This is a genomic window from Burkholderia sp. AcTa6-5 (assembly GCF_017815075.1).
GTDB classification, from domain to species: domain Bacteria; phylum Pseudomonadota; class Gammaproteobacteria; order Burkholderiales; family Burkholderiaceae; genus Burkholderia; species Burkholderia sola.
The window spans coordinates 24802-43041 of the sequence record NZ_JAGIQE010000024.1 but is presented as its reverse complement, the minus strand read 5'-3'; the positions used below and the strand labels follow the sequence as shown (position 1 = coordinate 43041).

Here is an 18240-nt window from a genome sequence, read left to right as displayed (position 1 = left end):
CGATGCGCGCGCGGCTGCCGCGTGCGCATCGTCGTGCGACGAATCGTCGCGCAGTCGGGCAAACCGGACGCGCGATTCAGATAGTCAAAAGCGACACGGCCCGCTTCGAGCGGGCCGTGTCGTTTGCGTTGATGCCGTGCGCGTCAGGTGCCGGCGCGCATGATGCGCGCCTTCTCGCGTTCCCAGTCGCGTTTCTTCTCGGTTTCGCGCTTGTCGTGCAGCTTCTTGCCCTTCGCGAGCGCGATGTCGCATTTCACGCGGCCGCCCTTGTAGTGGAAGTTCAGCGGCACGAGCGTATAGCCGCGCTGCTCGACCTTGCCGATCAGCTTCTTGATTTCGTCGCGGTGCAGCAGCAGCTTGCGCGTGCGGACCGGGTCGGGCTTGATGTGCGTCGAGGCCTCGGGCAGCGGGCTGATATGGGTCCCGATCAGGAAGATCTCGGCGTTCTTCACCACGACGTAGCCTTCCTTGATCTGGCCGCGTCCGGCGCGCAGCGCCTTGACTTCCCAGCCCTCCAGCACGAGCCCCGCCTCGTAGCGTTCCTCGATGTGATAATCGAAGTGCGCTTTCCTGTTGTCGATGATGCTCATGAAAGGATCGGGCCAACTCGTTTAAAATCACGATTTTAGCAAAGCGGGGCGGGAATCGCCCGGCTTGGCGTTCCCACTTTAAGCGATGCCGCGCGATTTATGGCAGATGTCCAGAAAACCGTATTGATCCGTCACTCGGCGGAACAGATGTTCGACCTCGTCACCGACGTGGCCGACTACCCCAATTTCCTGCCCTGGTGCGGCGGTGTCGAGGTTCGCCGTCAGGACGAGAGCGGAATGGAAGCGCGCATCGACATCAACTTCAAGGGTATCAAGCAGCATTTCGCGACGCGCAACACGCAGCAGCGTCCGACACGGATCGACATGGAGTTCGCGGACGGGCCGTTCAAGAAGTTCACGGGTTCGTGGCGCTTCATCCCGCTGCGCGCCGACGCGTGCAAGATCGAATTCGCGCTGCACTACGAGTTTTCGAGCATCCTGCTCGAGAAGATCATCGGGCCGGTGTTCAGCCACATCGCGAACACGTTCGTCGATTCGTTCGTGAAGCGCGCGGACCAGCGCTACGGAAAGGGGTGACGCGATGCTGTCGATCGAAGTCTGCTATGCACTGCCGGACCGCCAGACGCTGATTCCGCTGTCGCTGCCCGAAGGCGCGACCGTGCGCTCGGCGATCCACGCGAGCGGCGTGCTCGCGCTGCACCCGGAGATCGATCTCGCGCACGCGAAGACGGGCGTCTACGGCAAGCTCGCGCCGCTCGATGCGCCGCTCGTCGACCACGATCGCGTCGAGATCTACCGTCCGCTGATCGTCGATCCGAAGCTCGCGCGCCAGCGGCGCGTCGACAAGTCCCGCCGCGACGGCTCGATCGAGGGCCGCAAGTGGATGCACAAGGACGCGCGCTGACGCGTCGTTCGCGCTGATGGGTCCGATCAAACGCCGCGGCGCTCAGTGGGCCGCGGCGTTTGCGTTTGTCGGCGCGCCGCCCGGCGTGTCGCCATGCTTTCGTACCGAGCCGTATACACCGGCGAGCAGCAGCACGAGCGCGGCGATCTCCAGCACATGCGGCATTCGCCGGTCGTACACGAACGCGTACAGCATCGCGAACACGGTTTCGAACACGATCAGCTGACCCGACAGCGTCAGCGGCAGCCGCTTCGACGCGGCGTTCCACAGCCCGTTGCCGAGCCACGACGCGCCGATCGCGAGCACGAGGTTCAGCAGCCAGAACAACTGCCAGCGCGATGCGGGCACGGCCGCCTGCACGGCGCCGGCCGGCAGCGCGAGGATCGCCACCCAGCAGAGCGCGCCGATCAGACCCGTCACGACACCCCACAGCACCGACCATTCGTTGCCGCCGAAATGGTGATGGCGCTGCAGGTATCGCGTATTTGCCACCGCATACCAGGTCCAGCTCGCGAGCGCGCCCGCCGCGCAGGCGATGCCCGCGAGCTTCTGGGCGAGCGTCGTCGCGTGCGCGGCTTCGGACGTAAACAGATCGACGTTGATGCAGACGATGCCCGCGATCACCAGCGCGAGCGGGGCGGCAAGCCGCCGCAGCGGCATCGCGCCTTGGTCGCCGAGGCCCGCGAGCGTGACGGTCACGGGCAGCACGCCGACGATCAGCGAACTCGGCGCGATGCCGATCAGGTGCACGGCGCCGGACAGCAGCATGTAGTACGCGACGTTGCCGATGACGGCGAGCCTCACGAGGGCGACGAGATCCTCGCGGGTCAGCCGGGCCAGCAGCGCGCGCGCGGCCGGCAGCGCGGCCACGAGCGACACGAGGCCGTACATCGTGTAGCGGCCGGCGCTCAGCAGCAGCGGCGAGAAATCGGTCAGCAGCCGCGGAACCAGAAACACCATGCCCCACATGGCGCCCGCCAGGACACCGTACACCACGCCGCGCTGCATCGACCGCTCCGAACAAAATGACCGAGGTGCGCGCATCTTAGCGATGCCGTCGCCGCGGCGTCTTGTTCATTCCTGCACTCGGGGCATGGAGTGGTTTCGACAGGGCGGCGAATCAATCCTCTGTCGAATCGGGCGTCGCCGCCGCGCCGTCGCCGGCGACACGCGCGCGCGCCGGGCGCCGCACGGCACGCAGCTTGCCGCTGTTGCCGCCGCCGCAGTAGAAGCGGTCGTGACCGTCGGATTCGAGCCCCGACACGCCGACGCCGGCCGGCATGTCGATCTGCTCGAGTACTTCCCCCGTGCGCGGATCGATGCGCCGCAGGTCGCTCCGGTCGGCTTCCCACGTGCCGTGCCACAGCTCGCCGTCGACCCATGTCACGCCGGTGACGAAGCGGTTCGATTCGATCGTGCGCAGCACGGCGCCCGACTGCGGATCCACCTGATGAATCTTGCGTTCGCTGTACTGGCCGACCCACAGCGTGCCTTCCGCCCACGCGAGCCCCGAATCGGCGCCGCCGCCGGGCGCCGGGATCGTCGCGAGCACGCGGCCCGATTCGGGGTCGATCTTCTCGATGCGGTCCTCGACGATCTGGAACAGGTGGCGGCCGTCGAATGCGGTGCCCGCGTGCGCGGCGACGTCGAGCGAACGGACGATCGTGCCGCGCTCGGGGTCGAGCGCATTCAGCTTGTCGCCGGACGCGTACCACACGTGCTGCCCGTCGAACGTGACGCCGTGCACGCCGTCGACGCCCGGAAACGGGCCGTATTCGTGAAGGATGTCTGCAGTGGAGCGTTTCATGTTCGTCACCTCGTGGTTCGATGAGGCCATCCTAATCGCCCGGCAGCGCAACCGGGAGTAACAAGGTCGTCGCGAATCCGGGCAGCGGCGGCGTCATCCAGCGGCGCGCGCGTGCGCGGCCGAGCGCCTGCACCTTGCCGGTTTCCGCGAGCGCATCGAGCGCGCGCTGCACGGTGCGCTGGCTGGTGCCGAGCGCGAGCGCCAGCGCGGAGCTCGACCACGCTTCGCCGTCGGCGAGGAGCGCGAGCAGGGCCGCGTGCCGATCGTCGACCGGGCGCGCGAGGACGACGGTGTCGCGCACGCCGAGCGGTTCGAGCGCGAAGCCGCGCGGTGTCGCGACGACGTTCGCGAGCGGGCGCAGCACCGCGCGCAGCCGGCCGATTTCGACACGCAGCCGCGCACGATGCGATTCGTCGGCCTGTTTCGCGCGGAACGCGGCGGCGACGAGCGCGTTTCTCGACACGTCGGCCGGCCACGCTTCGCCAAGCGCGCGGGCGAGCACGAACAGCACCGGACGCCGCGCGAGCGACACGGTCGTGCGCGCATCGCGCACCGTGTGGCGGCATGCGTCGACGACCAGCGAATTCGACTCGAACAGCGTCTCGACTTCGTCGAGCGACACGAGCCGCGACGTGCCGCGCGCGATGAGCCGCGCGGCCGGTGCGTCGAGTGCGAGCGCCGCGGTGTCGACCTCGGCCGTCAGCGCCGCGATGCCGGCGGCGCGCGCGGCTGTCCGCGCACGGTCGAGCGCCGCACGGGCCGCATGCGTGCGGATGCGGCGCATCGCGATGCCGGCTGCGATCAATTCATGGGCGGCGCGCGATGCGGGCGGCAGCGGCGCGGGATCGAGATGCGCAAGCAGCTGCTCGGCCTCGTCGAGATGGCCGATCAGCAGCAAGCGGCGCACGCCGAGATAGCGGGCATGCGCGACGTTCGCGTGGTCGCCGTGCGCGTCGAGCGTCGCGCAGGCCGCATCGAGCGCGCGCGTCGGCCAGTGCAGGTCGCGCGACGCGAGCGCGATCTCGGCTTCCGCGACGACGCAGCGCGCCCGCGCGACCGCTTCTTTCGCGCCGAATGCGCGTGCGGCGCCGCGCACGAGCGCGCGTGCACGGTCGAAATCGCCGAGCTGCGCGAGCGCGATCCCGCGCAGCGCGAGCGCCGGCGCATCGTCGCGCAGCGCGACGCGGTTCAGTGCGCCGAGCGCGTCACCGGCCGCGAGCGCGCGCGCGGCCGCCGTGATCAGCGAATCCATCCGAATCCCGACACACTTGTCACTCCCTCTGGCCCGATGCCGGCCACTAATCTAGCACCACGCACACGGCTCCGGATGCCGTGCCCGGATACCCATCGGAAGGAGGAACCTGCAATGACGACCCATCTCACCGGAACCCGCGACGAATGGCTGGCCGAACGTCGCGCGCTGCTCGACGCGGAAAAGGCGCTGACGCGGCAAAGCGACGAACTCGCGCGGCGGCGCCAGGCGCTGCCGTGGGTGCGCGTCGACAAGACTTACCGGTTCGATACCGAGGACGGGCAGGCGACGCTCGACGACCTGTTTCACGGCCGTTCGCAATTGCTCGTCTATCACTTCATGTTCGGCCCCGACTACAAGGCGGGCTGCCCGTCGTGCTCGGCGCTCGCCGACGGCTTCGACGGCTTCGCCGTGCATCTGGCGCACCACGACGTGACGCTCGCGGCCGTGTCGCGCGCGCCGCTCGCGAAACTGCTCGCATACCGGCAGCGGATGGGCTGGACGTTCCCGTGGGCGTCGTCGGTCGGCAGCGATTTCAACTTCGACTTCAACGTGTCGTTCACCGAAACGCAGCAGCGCGCGGGCGACGTCGAATACAACTATGCGCGGGCCGGCCATGCGATGGACATGGATCCGCCGCCGGCACCCGTCGTACAGTTCGCGGCCACGTGCGGCACCGACGCACGCACGTATTCGCTCGACCGGCCGGGAATGAGCGCATTCGTGCGCGAGGACGGCGCCGTCTATCACACGTATTCGACTTACGCGCGCGGCCTCGACGGGTTGTGGGGGATGTACCAGTGGCTCGATCGCGCGCCGCTCGGTCGCAACGAGGCCGGCCCATGGTGGCGCCGTCACGACGAGTACGCGCGCGGTTGAGCGGGGTGGCCACGGGCGGGAGCGCGTGATGACACGAACGACGACCGGGCCGGCAACCGGGCCGGCAACCGGGCCGAAAACTGGGCCGAAAACTGGGCCGACGACCGGCGAGACGGCCTCCGATCGGCGGGCGTTCGGCGCGGCGGCCGTGGCCGTGTTCGCGGTCGCCGCGATGGCGTTGCTGGCGCAGCACGCGTCGATGGCGGCGATGGGCGGCGAACCGATGCCCGGCGGCTGGATGGCGTCGGCCGCCTGGCTGCGGCCGTGCGGGCAGGGTGCCGGACGCGCGTTCGTGGCGTTCGTTGAAATGTGGGGCGCGATGACGGTGACGATGATGCTGCCCGTGCTCGCGCCGATGCTCTGGGGTTACCGGCAGCGCATCGGTCCGCGGACGGCGAGGTCGGCCTGGCTCGTCGTCGTCGCGGGGGCCGGATATTTCTCGGTCTGGATTGCGCTCGGGGCGCTCGTGTTTCCGATTGGCGCCGCACTGACGATGGCCGCCGCCCGGCTGCCGGCGTTCGCCCGGGCGATCCCGTTCGCGGCCGGCGCCGTCGTGCTGGCCGCGGGCGCGTTGCAATTCTCCGGGTGGAAGGCGCGCCGGCTCGCGTGCTGCCGGCACGCGGCGGCGCACGATGGGCATGTGCCGCGGGCTGCGGTCGTCACGGCATGGCGGTACGGCCTGCGCGCCGCGATCCGATGCGGCGCGTGTTGCGGGAACCTGATGGCGGTCGCGCTGGCGGCCGGCATGATGGATCTGCGCGTGATGGCCGCCGTCGCGGTGGCGATCGCCGCCGAACGCGTGGCGCCGGCCGGCGGGCGCGTCGCGCGGATCGTCGGGTACGCGGTGGTGGCGGCCGGCATCGCGATGGTGGCCCGCGCGGCCGGGCTGGCGTGAGGCGGGCAGGCAAGCCGCTTCGGCGGGTGTGTCGCCGGGCCGTGCGCGGACGCTGTCGTCGCGCCCGTGTAGCCCCGCCGCAACACGCGCACCTGCCGCCCGGCCTGATTGCGCGAATGGTTCGACGCGCCCGTAAAACGAAAAGCGATCGAAAACGAACCGAACGGCGATCCGAACGATTCGGCCCCCGAGCGGCCGAAACCGGCTAAGCCGTTGTTCGTGTTGTGAAAATTCGCGGCGCTTCGCGTATAATTCGCTTTTGCGCCCATAGGATTTGCCATGCGTCTGATCCAAAAAGCACTCACTTTCGATGACGTGCTCCTCGTTCCCGCCTTCTCCGACGTTCTCCCGCGCGACACCAGCCTCAAGACCAAGCTGACCCGCAACATCTCCCTGAACATGCCGCTCGTGTCCGCCGCGATGGACACGGTCACCGAAGGTCGCCTCGCGATCGCGATGGCGCAGCAGGGGGGCGTCGGTATCGTCCACAAGAACCTGACGCCGGCCGAACAGGCCCGCGAAGTCGCCAAGGTCAAGCGTTTCGAGTCGGGCGTCGTCCGCGACCCGATCACGGTGCCGCCGCAAATGAAGGTGCGCGACGTGATCGCGCTGTCGCGCCAGCATGGCATCTCGGGCTTCCCGGTCGTCGAAGGCCCGCAGCTCGTCGGTATCGTCACGAACCGCGACCTGCGTTTCGAAACGCGCCTCGACGAGCCGGTCAAGTCGATCATGACGCCGCGCGAGCGCCTCGTCACGGTCAAGGAAGGCACGCCGCTCGCCGAGGCGAAGGCGCTGATGCACAGCCACCGCCTCGAGCGCGTGCTGGTCGTCAACGACGCGTTCGAACTGCGCGGCCTGATGACCGTCAAGGACATCACGAAGCAGACCGAGCACCCGGACGCGTGCAAGGACGAACACGGCAAGCTGCGCGCAGGCGCGGCGGTCGGCGTCGGTCCGGACAACGAAGAACGCGTCGAGCTGCTGGTGCAGGCCGGCGTCGACGTGATCGTCGTCGATACCGCGCACGGTCACAGCAAGGGCGTGCTCGAGCGTGTGCGCTGGGTCAAGCAGAACTTCCCGCACGTCGAGGTGATCGGCGGCAACATCGCGACGGCCGCCGCCGCGAAGGCGCTCGTCGAATACGGCGCGGACGCGGTCAAGGTCGGCATCGGCCCGGGCTCGATCTGCACGACGCGGATCGTCGCGGGTGTCGGCGTGCCGCAGATCAGCGCGATCGCGAACGTCGCGGAAGCACTGAAGGGCACCGGCGTGCCGTGCATCGCCGACGGCGGCGTGCGCTTCTCGGGCGACGTGTCGAAGGCCCTCGCGGCCGGCGCGAACGCCGTGATGATGGGCAGCATGCTCGCGGGCACCGAAGAGGCGCCGGGCGACGTGTTCCTGTACCAGGGCCGCCAGTACAAGTCGTATCGCGGCATGGGCTCGGTCGGTGCGATGAAGGACGGCGCGGCGGACCGCTACTTCCAGGACAACTCGGCGAACATCGACAAGCTCGTGCCGGAAGGCATCGAAGGCCGCGTCGCGTACAAGGGTTCGGTCAACGCGATCCTGTTCCAGCTGGTCGGCGGCGTGCGCGCGAGCATGGGCTACTGCGGCTGCAAGACGATCGACGAGCTGCACGAGAAGGCCGAATTCGTCCAGATCACCGCGGCGGGCATGCGCGAGTCGCACGTGCACGACGTGCAGATCACGAAGGAAGCGCCGAACTACCACGTGGACTGATCGCCGATGAAACCGCTGCTGCGAGCCGTGCTGATCGTCGATGCCGTGCTGCTGCTGGCGTTCGGCGTGCTGTTCGTGCTGACGCCCTGGCAGGCGCTGTTCAACGCGCTGCAACTGGCGAACATCCAGCCGGCGATGCTCGGCCAGGCGTTCGGCATCGCGCTGCTCGGGCTCGCGTGGCTCGCGTTTCATGCGGCGTTCAACGGCGACCTCACGGCGCCCGTCGCGCGCGCGGTCGGCCATGTCAACTGGCTGACCGGCGTGCTGACGGTCGTGTGGTCGCTCGGCACCGGCAGCGGCCCCGCGCTCGCGGCCGCCGGCCGGGTGTTGTCGGCGGTGGCCGGAGTCGCGTTGATCCTGCTCGGCCTCGGCGGCGTGCGCCTCGCATCGGCCGTGCGCCGGCGCGAGAAAGCGCAGGCGCTCGAGGGCCGGGACGCGCAGCGTCCGGTCGAACCGGCGCGGGCTTCCGCCGTGCAGCCGCGGGTCGAGCCGGTCGTCAGCCGTCCGGTGGCGCCTTCGGCGCCGGCCGCGGCAGCCCCATCGGCCGCCTCCGAGCGCGCGTCAGGCAGCGTCGCGTTCGACGCGCGCCCGCCGTCGCAGGATTGACCGGCGATGCGTCGCGCGAGCCGCCTGCCGCCCGACGCCGCTATCCATGCTTTTGACGCAGCGCTTCGTGCGCTGCTTTTCTTATTCTCTTCATCCCGTCCGCAGCCATGCACGACAAAATCCTGATTCTCGACTTCGGTTCGCAAGTCACCCAACTGATCGCGCGCCGCGTGCGTGAAGCGCACGTCTACTGCGAAATCCATCCGAACGATGTGTCCGACGAATTCGTCCGCGAGTTCGCGCCGAAGGCGGTGATCCTGTCGGGCAGCCACGCGAGCACGTACGAAGACCATCAACTGCGCGCGCCGCAGGCCGTGTGGGATCTCGGCGTGCCGGTGCTCGGCATCTGCTACGGCATGCAGACGATGGCCGTGCAGCTCGGCGGCAAGGTCGAGTGGAGCGACCATCGCGAATTCGGCTACGCGGAAATGCGTGCGCACGGCCATACGCGCCTGCTCGACGGCATCGAGGATTTCACGACGGCCGAAGGCCACGGGATGCTGAAGGTCTGGATGAGCCACGGCGACAAGGTGGCCGAGCTGCCGCCGGGCTTCGCGCTGATGGCGTCGACGCCGAGCTGCCCGATCGCCGGCATGGCCGACGAGGCGCGCGGCTACTACGCGGTGCAGTTCCATCCGGAAGTCACGCACACGGTGAAGGGCCGCCAGATCATCGAACGCTTCGTGCTGCAAATCGCCGGCGCGAAGCCCGACTGGATCATGAAGAACCACATCGAGGAAGCCGTCGCGAAGATCCGCGAGCAGGTCGGTGACGAGGAAGTGATTCTCGGCCTGTCGGGCGGTGTCGATTCGAGCGTCGCGGCCGCGCTGATCCATCGCGCGATCGGCGATCAGCTGACCTGCGTGTTCGTCGATCACGGCCTGCTGCGCCTGAACGAAGGCAAGATGGTGCTCGACATGTTCGAGGGCCGGCTGCATGCGAAGGTCGTGCACGTCGACGCGTCCGACCAGTTCCTCGGCCACCTGGCCGGCGTGACCGATCCGGAAGCGAAGCGCAAGATCATCGGCCGCGAGTTCGTCGAGGTGTTCCAGGCTGAAGCGCAGAAGCTGTCGAAGGCGAAGTGGCTCGCGCAGGGCACGATCTACCCGGACGTGGTCGAATCGGGCGGCACGAAGACGAAGAAGGCGACGACGATCAAGAGCCACCACAACGTCGGCGGCCTGCCGGAAACGCTCGGCCTGAAGCTGCTCGAGCCGCTGCGCGACCTGTTCAAGGACGAAGTGCGCGAGCTGGGTGTCGCGCTCGGCCTGCCGCCGGAGATGGTGTACCGCCATCCGTTCCCGGGCCCGGGCCTCGGCGTGCGGATTCTCGGCGAAGTGAAGCGCGAGTATGCGGACCTGCTGCGCCGTGCGGACGCGATCTTCATCGAGGAGCTGCGTGGCACGACCGCGACCGCGCAGGATGCGGCTGCGGGGCTGTGCGGCGAGGGCGATGTCGGCAAGAGCTGGTACGACCTGACGAGCCAGGCGTTCGCGGTGTTCCTGCCGGTCAAGTCGGTGGGCGTGATGGGCGATGGGCGCACATACGACTATGTGACGTCGCTGCGCGCGGTGCAGACGACCGACTTCATGACCGCGCATTGGGCGCATCTGCCGTATGCGTTGCTCGGCCGTGCGTCGAACCGGATCATCAACGAGGTGCGCGGGATCAACCGGGTCGTGTACGACATCTCGGGGAAGCCGCCGGCGACGATCGAGTGGGAGTGAGCATTCCGACTGAATCGCCGTTCGATTCCGCTTGTGCCGTTGCGCATCGTTTGATGTCGCGATAGTTCGCAAGCGGGAGGGCTGGTTCGGTTGGCGTGCTGCCCCGGCTCACGAGGAGCAAGAAGCGGCCTGGCAATTCAATTGCCAGGTCGTTTTGCGTTAACGCGTGCAGTCAGCCAGCGAGCGAGGTGTTTTCCGTTCCGGCATCGGATGCGTCACGTACACGCCCGCCCGAGCGACCGCAAATACATCGGCACCTTCGCCTTGGTCGTCGCCTGCACCCGCGACATCAACGCGTGATCGATCCGATCCAGTCCATAAGTCCGCGAAATTTCCTGCTGCAACCGGCACCAAAGATGCCCGGCCATCTCGGCATCGACCATCGCCCGGTGCGCACGGCCCGTTTGCGGCAGCCGCAGCATCTCGGCCAGGCTCGACAGGCGGTGACTCCGGGCGTCGGGATAGATCCGCCTCGCCACCAGCATCGTGCACGCAAACGGATGGTCGGCCGACATGCCGAGCATCCCCAGTTCCGACTGCCAGAAGCGCTTGTCGAAGCCGGCGTTGTGGGCGACGACCGCATGCTTGCCGACGAACGCCGCCGCTTCCTTCATGACTTCGGACGCGGGCGGCGCCGCCGCGATCATGTCGTTCGTGATGCCGGTGAGCGCAACGACATCGGACGGGATGCGTCGGCCGGCATTCATCAAGCTCTGGAAACGGTCGACGACCTGCCCGTCGCGCAGCAGGATGACGGCAATTTCGGTTGCGCGGTCGCCCAGATTCGGCGACAGCCCGGTGGTTTCGAAATCCAGTACCGCGACGGTTTGCATGGTTGAATTCAGGTGCGTCATCAGAGGGTGTCGAGTGTGGCCAAGAGGGTAGCATCTTCGGGCGCGCGAACGGCGGATTCGTCGAGCGGGAGCGAGCAGGCTACCGATTGACGATAATCAAATCTCGCTCCAGGCCAGATGGAGATGCTGCCGTGACTCAACTGACGCTACCCGGATTCGATGCGCCGCCGCCGGTTCCCGTGCACCGCTTCTTTTTCGCCGTGATGCCGGACCTGGCCACGGCGGCGCGCATTACTGGCCTTGTCGAAAGCATGCGGCTGGAGAAGGACAGCATGGTGGGCATCGAGCGTCTGCACATTACGCTGGGTTCTCTGGGCGACTTCGCCTATGTGCCGGGCGCTACCCTTGTACGGGCACGTGCGGTGGCGGACCGCATCGACGTGCCATCTTTCTCCGTGACGTTCGACACGATCATCAGCTTCAACCGGCGGTCCGGTCGTCAGCCGCTGGTGCTGACGGGGAAGGCCGGTCTGGAAGACTTGATCGATTTTCGACGGCAGTTGCGAGACGCGTTGAAACGGGCAGGTGTGCCTGTTTTTCCGTCGAGTTTTACCCCGCACGTGACGCTGCTGTATGGTGCACAGAGGCCCGATGAGCACCGGATCGAGCCGATTACCTGGACCGTGTTCGACTTCGCCCTGATCGATAGCTGGCTCGGCAAGTCGCACTACGACGTTTTGGGGCGCTGGCCGCTGACGACCGGTAGCCCGCCGGGATGATCTTCAGTCCCGATCGCCACCGCGATAACGAAGGTGAATCAGCGGATACGGGCGCCCCTGTCCATCCAGCTCCGATCGCCCGCAGCGCTCGAATCCGAGCCGTTCATAGAATCCCGCCGCCGCTTCGTTCTGTTCGTTGACGTCGGTCGACAGGTCGGGATGGCGTTTGAGCGCCTCTTCGACGAGCAACCGCCCGACTCCCGCGCGATGGTGCGCGGGATCGACGAACAGCGCTTCCATGTGGCTGCCGTCGAGCAGCATGAAGCCGATCGCGCGATTGCGCTCGTCGACGGCCAGATCGAGCGGTGCGCCCGGCAGAAATGCGACGACTTCGGACTCGATTGAACGACGATCGTCGTCGCTCAGGAAGTGATGCGTGGCGTCGACGGCATGGCGCCAGATATCCAGCACACGTGTGCCGTCGGCCTCGGTGGATTGTCGAATTCTGAGCATGGTTTGATGTGTGATGATTCGGCGCTCGGAGGCTAGTCGGCTCCATGACGGAGCGAACGCGTCGCGCCGATGCGCAAGCGACAGCGGAAGTGTCAGGCGAATGGCGGACGCGCGCGGCCCAGCATCGCCGCCCGCTCCATCGCCCGTCGCGCGACGTCCCGCACGCCCGCGCTCATCGGCAAATCGTCGCGGTCGAGTTCGTCGATGCCGAACCAGCGCGCGTCGAGCGCATCGTCGCCGGCGGCCGGCGTGCCGCGCAGCCACCTGCACAGCACCGCGATCATGACGAAATGCTGGCGCACGGCGCCGTGCGCATCGTAATCGAACGCATCCAGCGCGGTAAAGGTGTCGAGCGCTTCGACGTCGATCATCGTTTCTTCCGCGATTTCTCGCACGACCGCGTCTGCGAGCGGCTCGCCCGACTCGATCTTGCCGCCGGGAAAGCCCCAGCAGCCTGCGTCGGGCGGATTCGCGCGGCGCACGAGCAACACATCGCGTTCGCGCAGCACGATGCCGATCACGGCGGGAACGGGGCGCAAGCAAGCAGCGTTGTCGGTTGCGGACATGGTTGCTCCTACCCGTCGATGGGAACGAACGCGTGCACGTGCACACCGCTCATCTCGCGTCCCCGGTACGCCGTTCGATCGCACGAATCACGGCGACCATGTCGGCCGCACCATGTCCGGCCTGCTCGGTCTCGCCGTAAAGCGCGTGGCAGATGTCCAGCAGCGGCGACGCGATGCCGATGCCGCGCGCGGATTCGGCGACGAGGCGCGCATTCTTCAGCACGTCGGTGATCGCGGCCTGCACCGAGAAATCACCCGCGACGAGCTTGCCGAGCTTCACGCGCGACACGTCGCTGGCCATCGGGCCGGCATTCAGCACGTCGGCGAAGCGCGCGAGGTCGATACCATGGCGTTGCGCGAAGTGCGTGGCTTCGGCGAGACCGGTGACCATCGTGATCAGGAACAGGTTGACGGCGAGCTTCATCGTCAGCGCCGACGGCACGTCGCCGCACACGAAGCTGTCGCGGCACAGCGGCTTCACGAGCGCGCGGACGGCATCGACGTCGGTCGGCGCGCCGGCCAGCATCACGACGAGCTGCCCGGCTTCGGCCGGCTTGCGCGAGCCCGACACCGGCGCCTCGACGTAGCGGCCCGACGCGGCGGCGATGTCATCGGCGAGCGCGCGCGAATATTCGGGCGCATTCGTGCCCATGTTGACGATCGTGTGGCCGCCGACCCGGGCGGCAAAACCGGGCGTGCCGCGCGCGAGGGTGGCGTCGATTGCCGCGTCGTTCGCGAGCATCAGAATCACCGTGCGACAGGACGTGAACACTTCGTCGACGTTTTCGGCCACGCGTGCGCCGGCGTCGCGCAGTGCATCGTCGTTGCCGTGCGAGCGGCTCCACGCGACGAGCGGCGTGCCGGCCCGCGCGAGATTGAGCGCCATCGGCGTGCCCATCACGCCGAGACCGATGAATCCGACTGCGGTTTGCATGGTGCTGCTCCCACGGTAGCTGGCGACGATCGTGGGCGTCAGTATCGCAGCGTTTTCGCTTGCTGGCCATGTGGTCCGCGCGAGCGTGGAAGTCGCATCGTCGCCCCTACGTGAGGTCCGCCAGATACGGCCACGGATAAATGCCGCGTGCATGGCCGTCGCCGAACAGGAAGCGTACGCCGTAGCCGAGCGCTTCCATGCCGTCGAGTGTCAGGCCCGGCCGCGCGTCGATGTGGCCGCCGTCGAGCCGGACCTTTCGGCATTCCGCACACGGGCAATCGCTGCGCAACCGCGCATAGCCGATACGTTGCGTGGCGCCGTCGGGCCAGCGCAGCGTCAATGCGCGCGCCGGGTGATCGAGCGCGATGTCGGTCGGCGCGATCATCGCGATGCGTCGTCGATCTGTCCGATCGCGATCCGCACGGCCTTGCGGACGTCGGGGTCGCGATCGTCGAGTGCGTCGTGCAGCGCGGGCAGTGTCGCCCGGTCGCGCAATTCGCCGAGCGCGAGCGCGGCTTCCTTGCGCAGATTGCTGATCGCATGCGGGAGCAGCGCGACGACGGCCGATGCCGCGGCCGCATCGCGCAATTGCCCGAGCGCACGCACGGCGCGCACGCGCACTTGCCAGTAATCGTCGTCGAGCACGGCGACGAGCGGGTCGCGCGCAACGGCGGCGCGCAGCTTGCCGAGCGTGGCCGCCGCTTCCTCGCGCACCTGCCATTCAGTGTCACGCAGCGCCGCGAGCAACGCGGTGACGACCGCGGTATCGTCGGCCGCCGCAAACCCGATCGCGCTGACCGCGGCGCGCCGCACGTCCGCATCCGTGTCCGTGGTCGCGATGCGCGCGAGCGGCGACAGCGCGCGGCCGTCCTTGAGCCAGCCGAGCACGACGACCGCCTCGGTGCGTACGGCAGCGGCGCTCGCGTCGAGCGCGCGCAGCGCGGGCGCGAACGCGTCGGGGTCGCGCAACTCGCGCAAGCCGCGCAGCGCGGCGGCGCGCACGAACGGCTCGGGCCGGTCGGCCCACCGGCACAGCACGGCGCCCGATGCCGCGTCCTTCAGTTCGGACAGGCTTTGCGCGGCGGTCGCGCGCACGCCGTCGTCCGGATCGAGCAGCGCGTGGCACAGCGCGTCGACGACATCGGGCTGCTCCCACGCGTCGAGCACGCGTGCGGCCTCGCTGCGCACGTCGGCCGACGGGTCGCTGCGCAGCGCCGCGACGAACGACGGCACGAGTTCGGGCGCTTCGAGATCGGCGAGTTCGAGCAGCGCGATGCGACGCACCGACGCATCGGCTGCGGCGAGGCGCGCGACGAGCGCGGCATGATCGGCGTGATCGACGGTTGGCACGCCGGGCAGCGGGAAAGCGGAGGAAGAAGCGGTCATGGAGAAAAGTCGGTGCGGTGAATGGGCAATTGCGCTCAGGCCGCGTCGCGCAGCAGCGCGAGACAGCGGCGCTTGATGTCGATGAACACGGGCCCGGTCGTGCTGTCGTCGGTGCGCAGGTGGCGCGCCGTGTCAGCGCAGCAGGTAAGGGATGTCGACCTTGACCGCGCCGGTCGGGCAGTCGCGTTCGCACGGCATGCAGTACCAGCATTCGTCGAACTGCATGTACGCCTTGCCCTTGGAGACGTCGATCGCGAGCAGGTCGAGCGGGCACACGTCGACGCAGACGGTGCAGCCCTTGTCGGCGATGCACAGCGACTCGTCGATCGTCACGGGCGCGCTGCTGCGCTGGAAGGTGTCGTGCGGGGTATGGGGCATGGCAAGGTTCCTCACAGGGCGGCCGCGGGCGCGGCCGGTTCGCGGATGCGCAACTGCGCGTAGGCGCCGCGTTCGTCGTCGGCAAGCGGCACGACGTACGGTTCGACCGGCCGCTTCTCGCTGCGCATCGCGCCGGCGGCGTCCTTGCGCAGCCACGTGTGGCAGAACCATTCGGCATCGTCGCGGTGCGGAAAATCGACGCGATGGTGGTACAGCCCCCAGCGGCTCTCGGTGCGGAACAGCGATGCGCGCGCGGCCATTTCCGCGCAATCGCGGATCGCGCGCACTTCGGCCGCGCGCATCAGTTCGTGCGGGTTGTTCGCCTTGATTTCTTCGATATCCTCAGTGATTCCGTCAAAGCGTTGCAACCCGATTTCCATCTTGCGCGTCACTTTCGGCGGTTGCAGGTAGTCGTTCACCATGCGGCGCAGCTTGTACTCGACCTGCGCCGGCGCCAGGCCGCGCTCGCGCAGCAGCGGCGCGAGCGCGCGGGTGCGCTCGGCATCGACCTGTTCGTCGTCCACCGGCGCGTGTTCGCGGCCGGCCACGTAGTCGGCCGCGTGTTGCCCGGCGAACCAGCCGTACGTAAACGCGCCGAGCATGTAGTTGTGCGGGACGGCCGCCATGTCGCCGGCTGCGTACAACCCCGGCACGGTCGTCTCCGCACGTGCGTTCACGTACACGCCCGATGCGCTGTGGCCGCTGCAGAAGCCGATCTCGGAGATGTGCATCTCGACCATCTGGCTGCGGTAGTCGGTGCCGCGCCCCGCATGGAAGCGGCCGCGGCTCGGCCGCTCGTTGGTATGCAGGATCTGCTCGATGGTCCGGATCGTTTCCTCCGCGAGATGGTCGAGCTTCAGGAACACGGGACCGTTGCCGCTCTGCAGTTCCTGGTAGAACTCCCACATCATCTGGCCGCTCCAGTAGTCGCATTCGATGAAGCGTTCGCCCTTGCCGTTCGCGGTGAAGCCGCCCAAGGGGCCCGTCACGTACGCGCACGCCGGGCCGTTGTAATCCTTGATCAGCGGATTGATCTGGAAGCATTCGAGGTTCGCGAGCGCGGCGCCCGCGTGATAGGCCATCGCGTAGCCGTCGCCCGCGTTGGTCGGGTTCTCGTACGTGCCCATCAGGTAGCCCGACGCCGGCAGGCCGAGACGGCCGGCCGCGCCGCAGCACAGGATCACGGCCTTCGCGCGGATCACGTGGAAATCGGCGGTGCGGCAGTCGAAGCCGAGCACGCCGCTCGCGCGACCCTGTGCGTCGGTCAGCACGCGCGTCGCGACGATCCGGTTCGTGATCGCGATGCGGGCGCGCTTCAGTTGCCGGTACAGCACCTTCTTGATGTCGTGGCCTTCCGGCATCGGCAGCACGTACGAGCCCATGTGGTGGACCTTCTTCACCGCGTAGTCGCCGGTGCCGTCCTTCTCGAACTTCACGCCCCAGCGGTCGAGTTGCTCGATCGTCGCGAAGCTGTGCGTCGCGTACGCGTACACGGCTTCCTGGTCGACGATCCCGTCGTTGGCGATCGTGATCTCGCGCGTGTACTGCTCGGGCGTCGCATGGCCGGGAATCACCGCGTTGTTCAGGCCGTCCATCCCCATCGAGATCGCGCCGCTGCGTTTGACGTTGGCCTTCTCGAGCAGCAGCACGCGCAGCGACGGATCGCGCTCCTTCGCCTTGATGGCCGCCATCGGGCCGGCCGTGCCGCCGCCGACCACGACGATGTCGTATTCATGCACATGGGTATTCATCGCGGGTTCCTTGCAGGTTTGCGCGCCTTCTGCCGGTCGACGCGCAACCGGTACTGGAAGGCGTCGCCGCGGAAGTAGAGGTATTCGTAGTCGAGCGGCGCGCCCGACGCGTCGTGCGTGAGGCGTTCGATACGCAGCACCGGGCTGCTTTCCTCGACGTGCAGCGCGTCGACGATGTCGTCGTCCGCGAGGATCGCGTCGATCGACACGTCGGCATGGCCGAGCGGGATGCCGCAGTCGTTCTCCAGGATCAGGAAGATGTCGCGGGTTGCGAGATCGGCGCCGGCGAGACGCTTGCCGAGCGCTTCCGGCACCCAGGTCTGTTCGAGCGACACGGGTTCGCGGTTCAGCAGCCGCACGCGATGGATCTCGACGAGCGGCGCGCCTTCGGGCACGTTCAGCTTCGTCGCGAGATGGCGATCGGCCTTCACCGTGCGCAGGCTGCGCAACTGGTTGACGATCTCGTAGCCCATCGACGACATCGCCTCCGCGAAGCCCTGCAGCGACGTCACGTTCTGGAACGCCTTCGGCTTCGACACGAACGTGCCCTTGCCGTGCAGCTTGAACAGCAGGCCTTCCTTCTGCAGGTCGCCGAGCGCCTGGCGCACCGTGATGCGGCTGACGTCGAACATCGCGCAGAGCGCGTGCTCGGACGGCATCCGGCTGTGCGGCGCGTAGGTGCCGTCGAGAATGCGCGCGCGCAGCGTGTCCTTGATCTGCACGTAGAGCGGGGCCGCGGACAGCGGCACGACGTTGGGTGGGGGCATCGGTCAACTTGTTATGACAAGATGGGGCGAGTGTAGCCAGCGCGAGTGCGTGCCCCAACCAACGATTTCTG

At 68.0% G+C, this 18240-nt stretch carries 21 protein-coding genes; 8 read left to right on the top strand and 13 right to left on the bottom strand.

Going from position 1 to position 18240, the window contains the following annotated elements; all coding sequences use genetic code 11:
- Nucleotides 1-143: 143 nt before the first annotated feature.
- On the bottom strand, nt 144-590 hold the full coding sequence (smpB, locus tag J8I33_RS26870) for an SsrA-binding protein SmpB (protein WP_050012888.1): 447 nt from the start codon (nt 588-590) through the stop codon (nt 144-146).
- 99 nt (nt 591-689) lie between these two features.
- On the opposite strand from smpB, the gene J8I33_RS26865 reads away from it, so the two are divergent.
- Both J8I33_RS26865 and J8I33_RS26860 read left to right on the top strand, forming a co-directional pair.
- Nucleotides 690-1127: a type II toxin-antitoxin system RatA family toxin gene (locus J8I33_RS26865; protein WP_006478512.1), complete on the top strand. Its 438-nt coding sequence runs from the start codon at nt 690-692 to the stop codon at nt 1125-1127.
- A 4-nt stretch (nt 1128-1131) separates the two neighbouring features.
- Nucleotides 1132-1455: an RnfH family protein gene (locus J8I33_RS26860; RefSeq protein ID WP_209939447.1), complete on the top strand. Its 324-nt coding sequence runs from the start codon at nt 1132-1134 to the stop codon at nt 1453-1455.
- Nucleotides 1456-1497: 42 nt separating this feature from the next.
- Here J8I33_RS26860 and J8I33_RS26855 read toward each other — a convergent pair whose 3' ends face one another.
- The 3 genes from J8I33_RS26855 to J8I33_RS26845 all read right to left on the bottom strand — a co-directional run bounded on the left by J8I33_RS26855 (nt 1498) and on the right by J8I33_RS26845 (nt 4514).
- Nucleotides 1498-2463 (bottom strand): DMT family transporter, encoded by a 966-nt coding sequence (locus J8I33_RS26855; RefSeq protein WP_124630805.1) that lies wholly within the window; start codon nt 2461-2463, stop codon nt 1498-1500.
- A 112-nt stretch (nt 2464-2575) separates the two neighbouring features.
- Nucleotides 2576-3262 (bottom strand): glutamine cyclotransferase, encoded by a 687-nt coding sequence (locus J8I33_RS26850; RefSeq protein WP_050013032.1) that lies wholly within the window; start codon nt 3260-3262, stop codon nt 2576-2578.
- A 31-nt stretch (nt 3263-3293) separates the two neighbouring features.
- Nucleotides 3294-4514: an HTH domain-containing protein gene (locus J8I33_RS26845; protein WP_124680818.1), complete on the bottom strand. Its 1221-nt coding sequence runs from the start codon at nt 4512-4514 to the stop codon at nt 3294-3296.
- 114 nt (nt 4515-4628) lie between these two features.
- On the opposite strand from J8I33_RS26845, the gene J8I33_RS26840 reads away from it, so the two are divergent.
- The 5 genes from J8I33_RS26840 (at nt 4629) to guaA (ending at nt 10361) form a co-directional block, all read left to right on the top strand.
- On the top strand, nt 4629-5393 hold the full coding sequence (locus J8I33_RS26840; RefSeq protein WP_124637757.1) for a DUF899 domain-containing protein: 765 nt from the start codon (nt 4629-4631) through the stop codon (nt 5391-5393).
- Between the two features lie 28 nt (nt 5394-5421).
- Nucleotides 5422-6288, top strand: coding sequence for a DUF2182 domain-containing protein (locus tag J8I33_RS26835; protein ID WP_209939446.1), 867 nt, complete (start codon nt 5422-5424; stop codon nt 6286-6288).
- A gap of 279 nt (nt 6289-6567) precedes the next feature.
- The gene (gene guaB, locus J8I33_RS26830) at nt 6568-8028 is read left to right on the top strand and encodes an IMP dehydrogenase (protein WP_050012882.1); all 1461 of its coding nucleotides are present in this window, start codon (nt 6568-6570) and stop codon (nt 8026-8028) included.
- A gap of 6 nt (nt 8029-8034) precedes the next feature.
- Nucleotides 8035-8634: a hypothetical protein gene (locus J8I33_RS26825; RefSeq protein WP_089488562.1), complete on the top strand. Its 600-nt coding sequence runs from the start codon at nt 8035-8037 to the stop codon at nt 8632-8634.
- Nucleotides 8635-8741: 107 nt separating this feature from the next.
- On the top strand, nt 8742-10361 hold the full coding sequence (guaA, locus tag J8I33_RS26820; RefSeq protein ID WP_050012880.1) for a glutamine-hydrolyzing GMP synthase: 1620 nt from the start codon (nt 8742-8744) through the stop codon (nt 10359-10361).
- A gap of 215 nt (nt 10362-10576) precedes the next feature.
- Here guaA and J8I33_RS26815 read toward each other — a convergent pair whose 3' ends face one another.
- Nucleotides 10577-11194, bottom strand: coding sequence for a 3'-5' exonuclease (locus J8I33_RS26815; protein WP_209927789.1), 618 nt, complete (start codon nt 11192-11194; stop codon nt 10577-10579).
- A gap of 152 nt (nt 11195-11346) precedes the next feature.
- Here J8I33_RS26815 and J8I33_RS26810 point away from each other — a divergent pair, with 152 nt between their 5' ends.
- The gene (locus J8I33_RS26810) at nt 11347-11934 is read left to right on the top strand and encodes a 2'-5' RNA ligase family protein (protein ID WP_348636027.1); all 588 of its coding nucleotides are present in this window, start codon (nt 11347-11349) and stop codon (nt 11932-11934) included.
- A 3-nt stretch (nt 11935-11937) separates the two neighbouring features.
- Here the strand turns inward: J8I33_RS26810 and J8I33_RS26805 are convergent, their stop codons facing one another.
- From J8I33_RS26805 to J8I33_RS26770, 8 genes are all read right to left on the bottom strand, one after another.
- Nucleotides 11938-12387 carry an acetyltransferase gene (locus J8I33_RS26805; protein WP_209939445.1) on the bottom strand — a complete coding sequence of 150 codons (450 nt, stop codon included), beginning with the start codon at nt 12385-12387 and terminating at the stop codon, nt 11938-11940.
- Nucleotides 12388-12479: 92 nt separating this feature from the next.
- Complete coding sequence (locus tag J8I33_RS26800; RefSeq protein WP_185624964.1) at nt 12480-12953, bottom strand: NUDIX hydrolase; 474 nt, start codon at nt 12951-12953, stop codon at nt 12480-12482.
- A 49-nt stretch (nt 12954-13002) separates the two neighbouring features.
- Nucleotides 13003-14040 carry an NAD(P)-dependent oxidoreductase gene (locus J8I33_RS26795; protein ID WP_348636026.1) on the bottom strand — a complete coding sequence of 346 codons (1038 nt, stop codon included), beginning with the start codon at nt 14038-14040 and terminating at the stop codon, nt 13003-13005.
- On the bottom strand, nt 13994-14272 hold the full coding sequence (locus tag J8I33_RS26790; protein ID WP_050013327.1) for a gamma-butyrobetaine hydroxylase-like domain-containing protein: 279 nt from the start codon (nt 14270-14272) through the stop codon (nt 13994-13996). Before J8I33_RS26790 ends, J8I33_RS26795 begins: the two co-directional genes overlap by 47 nt.
- A complete protein-coding gene (locus J8I33_RS26785) occupies nt 14269-15273 on the bottom strand; it encodes a HEAT repeat domain-containing protein (RefSeq protein WP_124651537.1) in 1005 nt (334 codons plus the stop codon). Before J8I33_RS26785 ends, J8I33_RS26790 begins: the two co-directional genes overlap by 4 nt.
- 132 nt (nt 15274-15405) lie before the next feature.
- On the bottom strand, nt 15406-15651 hold the full coding sequence (locus tag J8I33_RS26780; RefSeq protein WP_050013325.1) for a ferredoxin family protein: 246 nt from the start codon (nt 15649-15651) through the stop codon (nt 15406-15408).
- A gap of 11 nt (nt 15652-15662) precedes the next feature.
- Nucleotides 15663-17402 (bottom strand): fumarate reductase/succinate dehydrogenase flavoprotein subunit, encoded by a 1740-nt coding sequence (locus J8I33_RS26775; protein ID WP_209927776.1) that lies wholly within the window; start codon nt 17400-17402, stop codon nt 15663-15665.
- Entirely contained in the window at nt 17399-18169 is a 771-nt protein-coding gene (locus tag J8I33_RS26770) for a GntR family transcriptional regulator (protein ID WP_209939444.1), read from the bottom strand. The genes J8I33_RS26775 and J8I33_RS26770 overlap by 4 nt, the downstream gene beginning before the upstream one ends.
- Between the last annotated feature and the right edge of the window lie 71 nt (nt 18170-18240).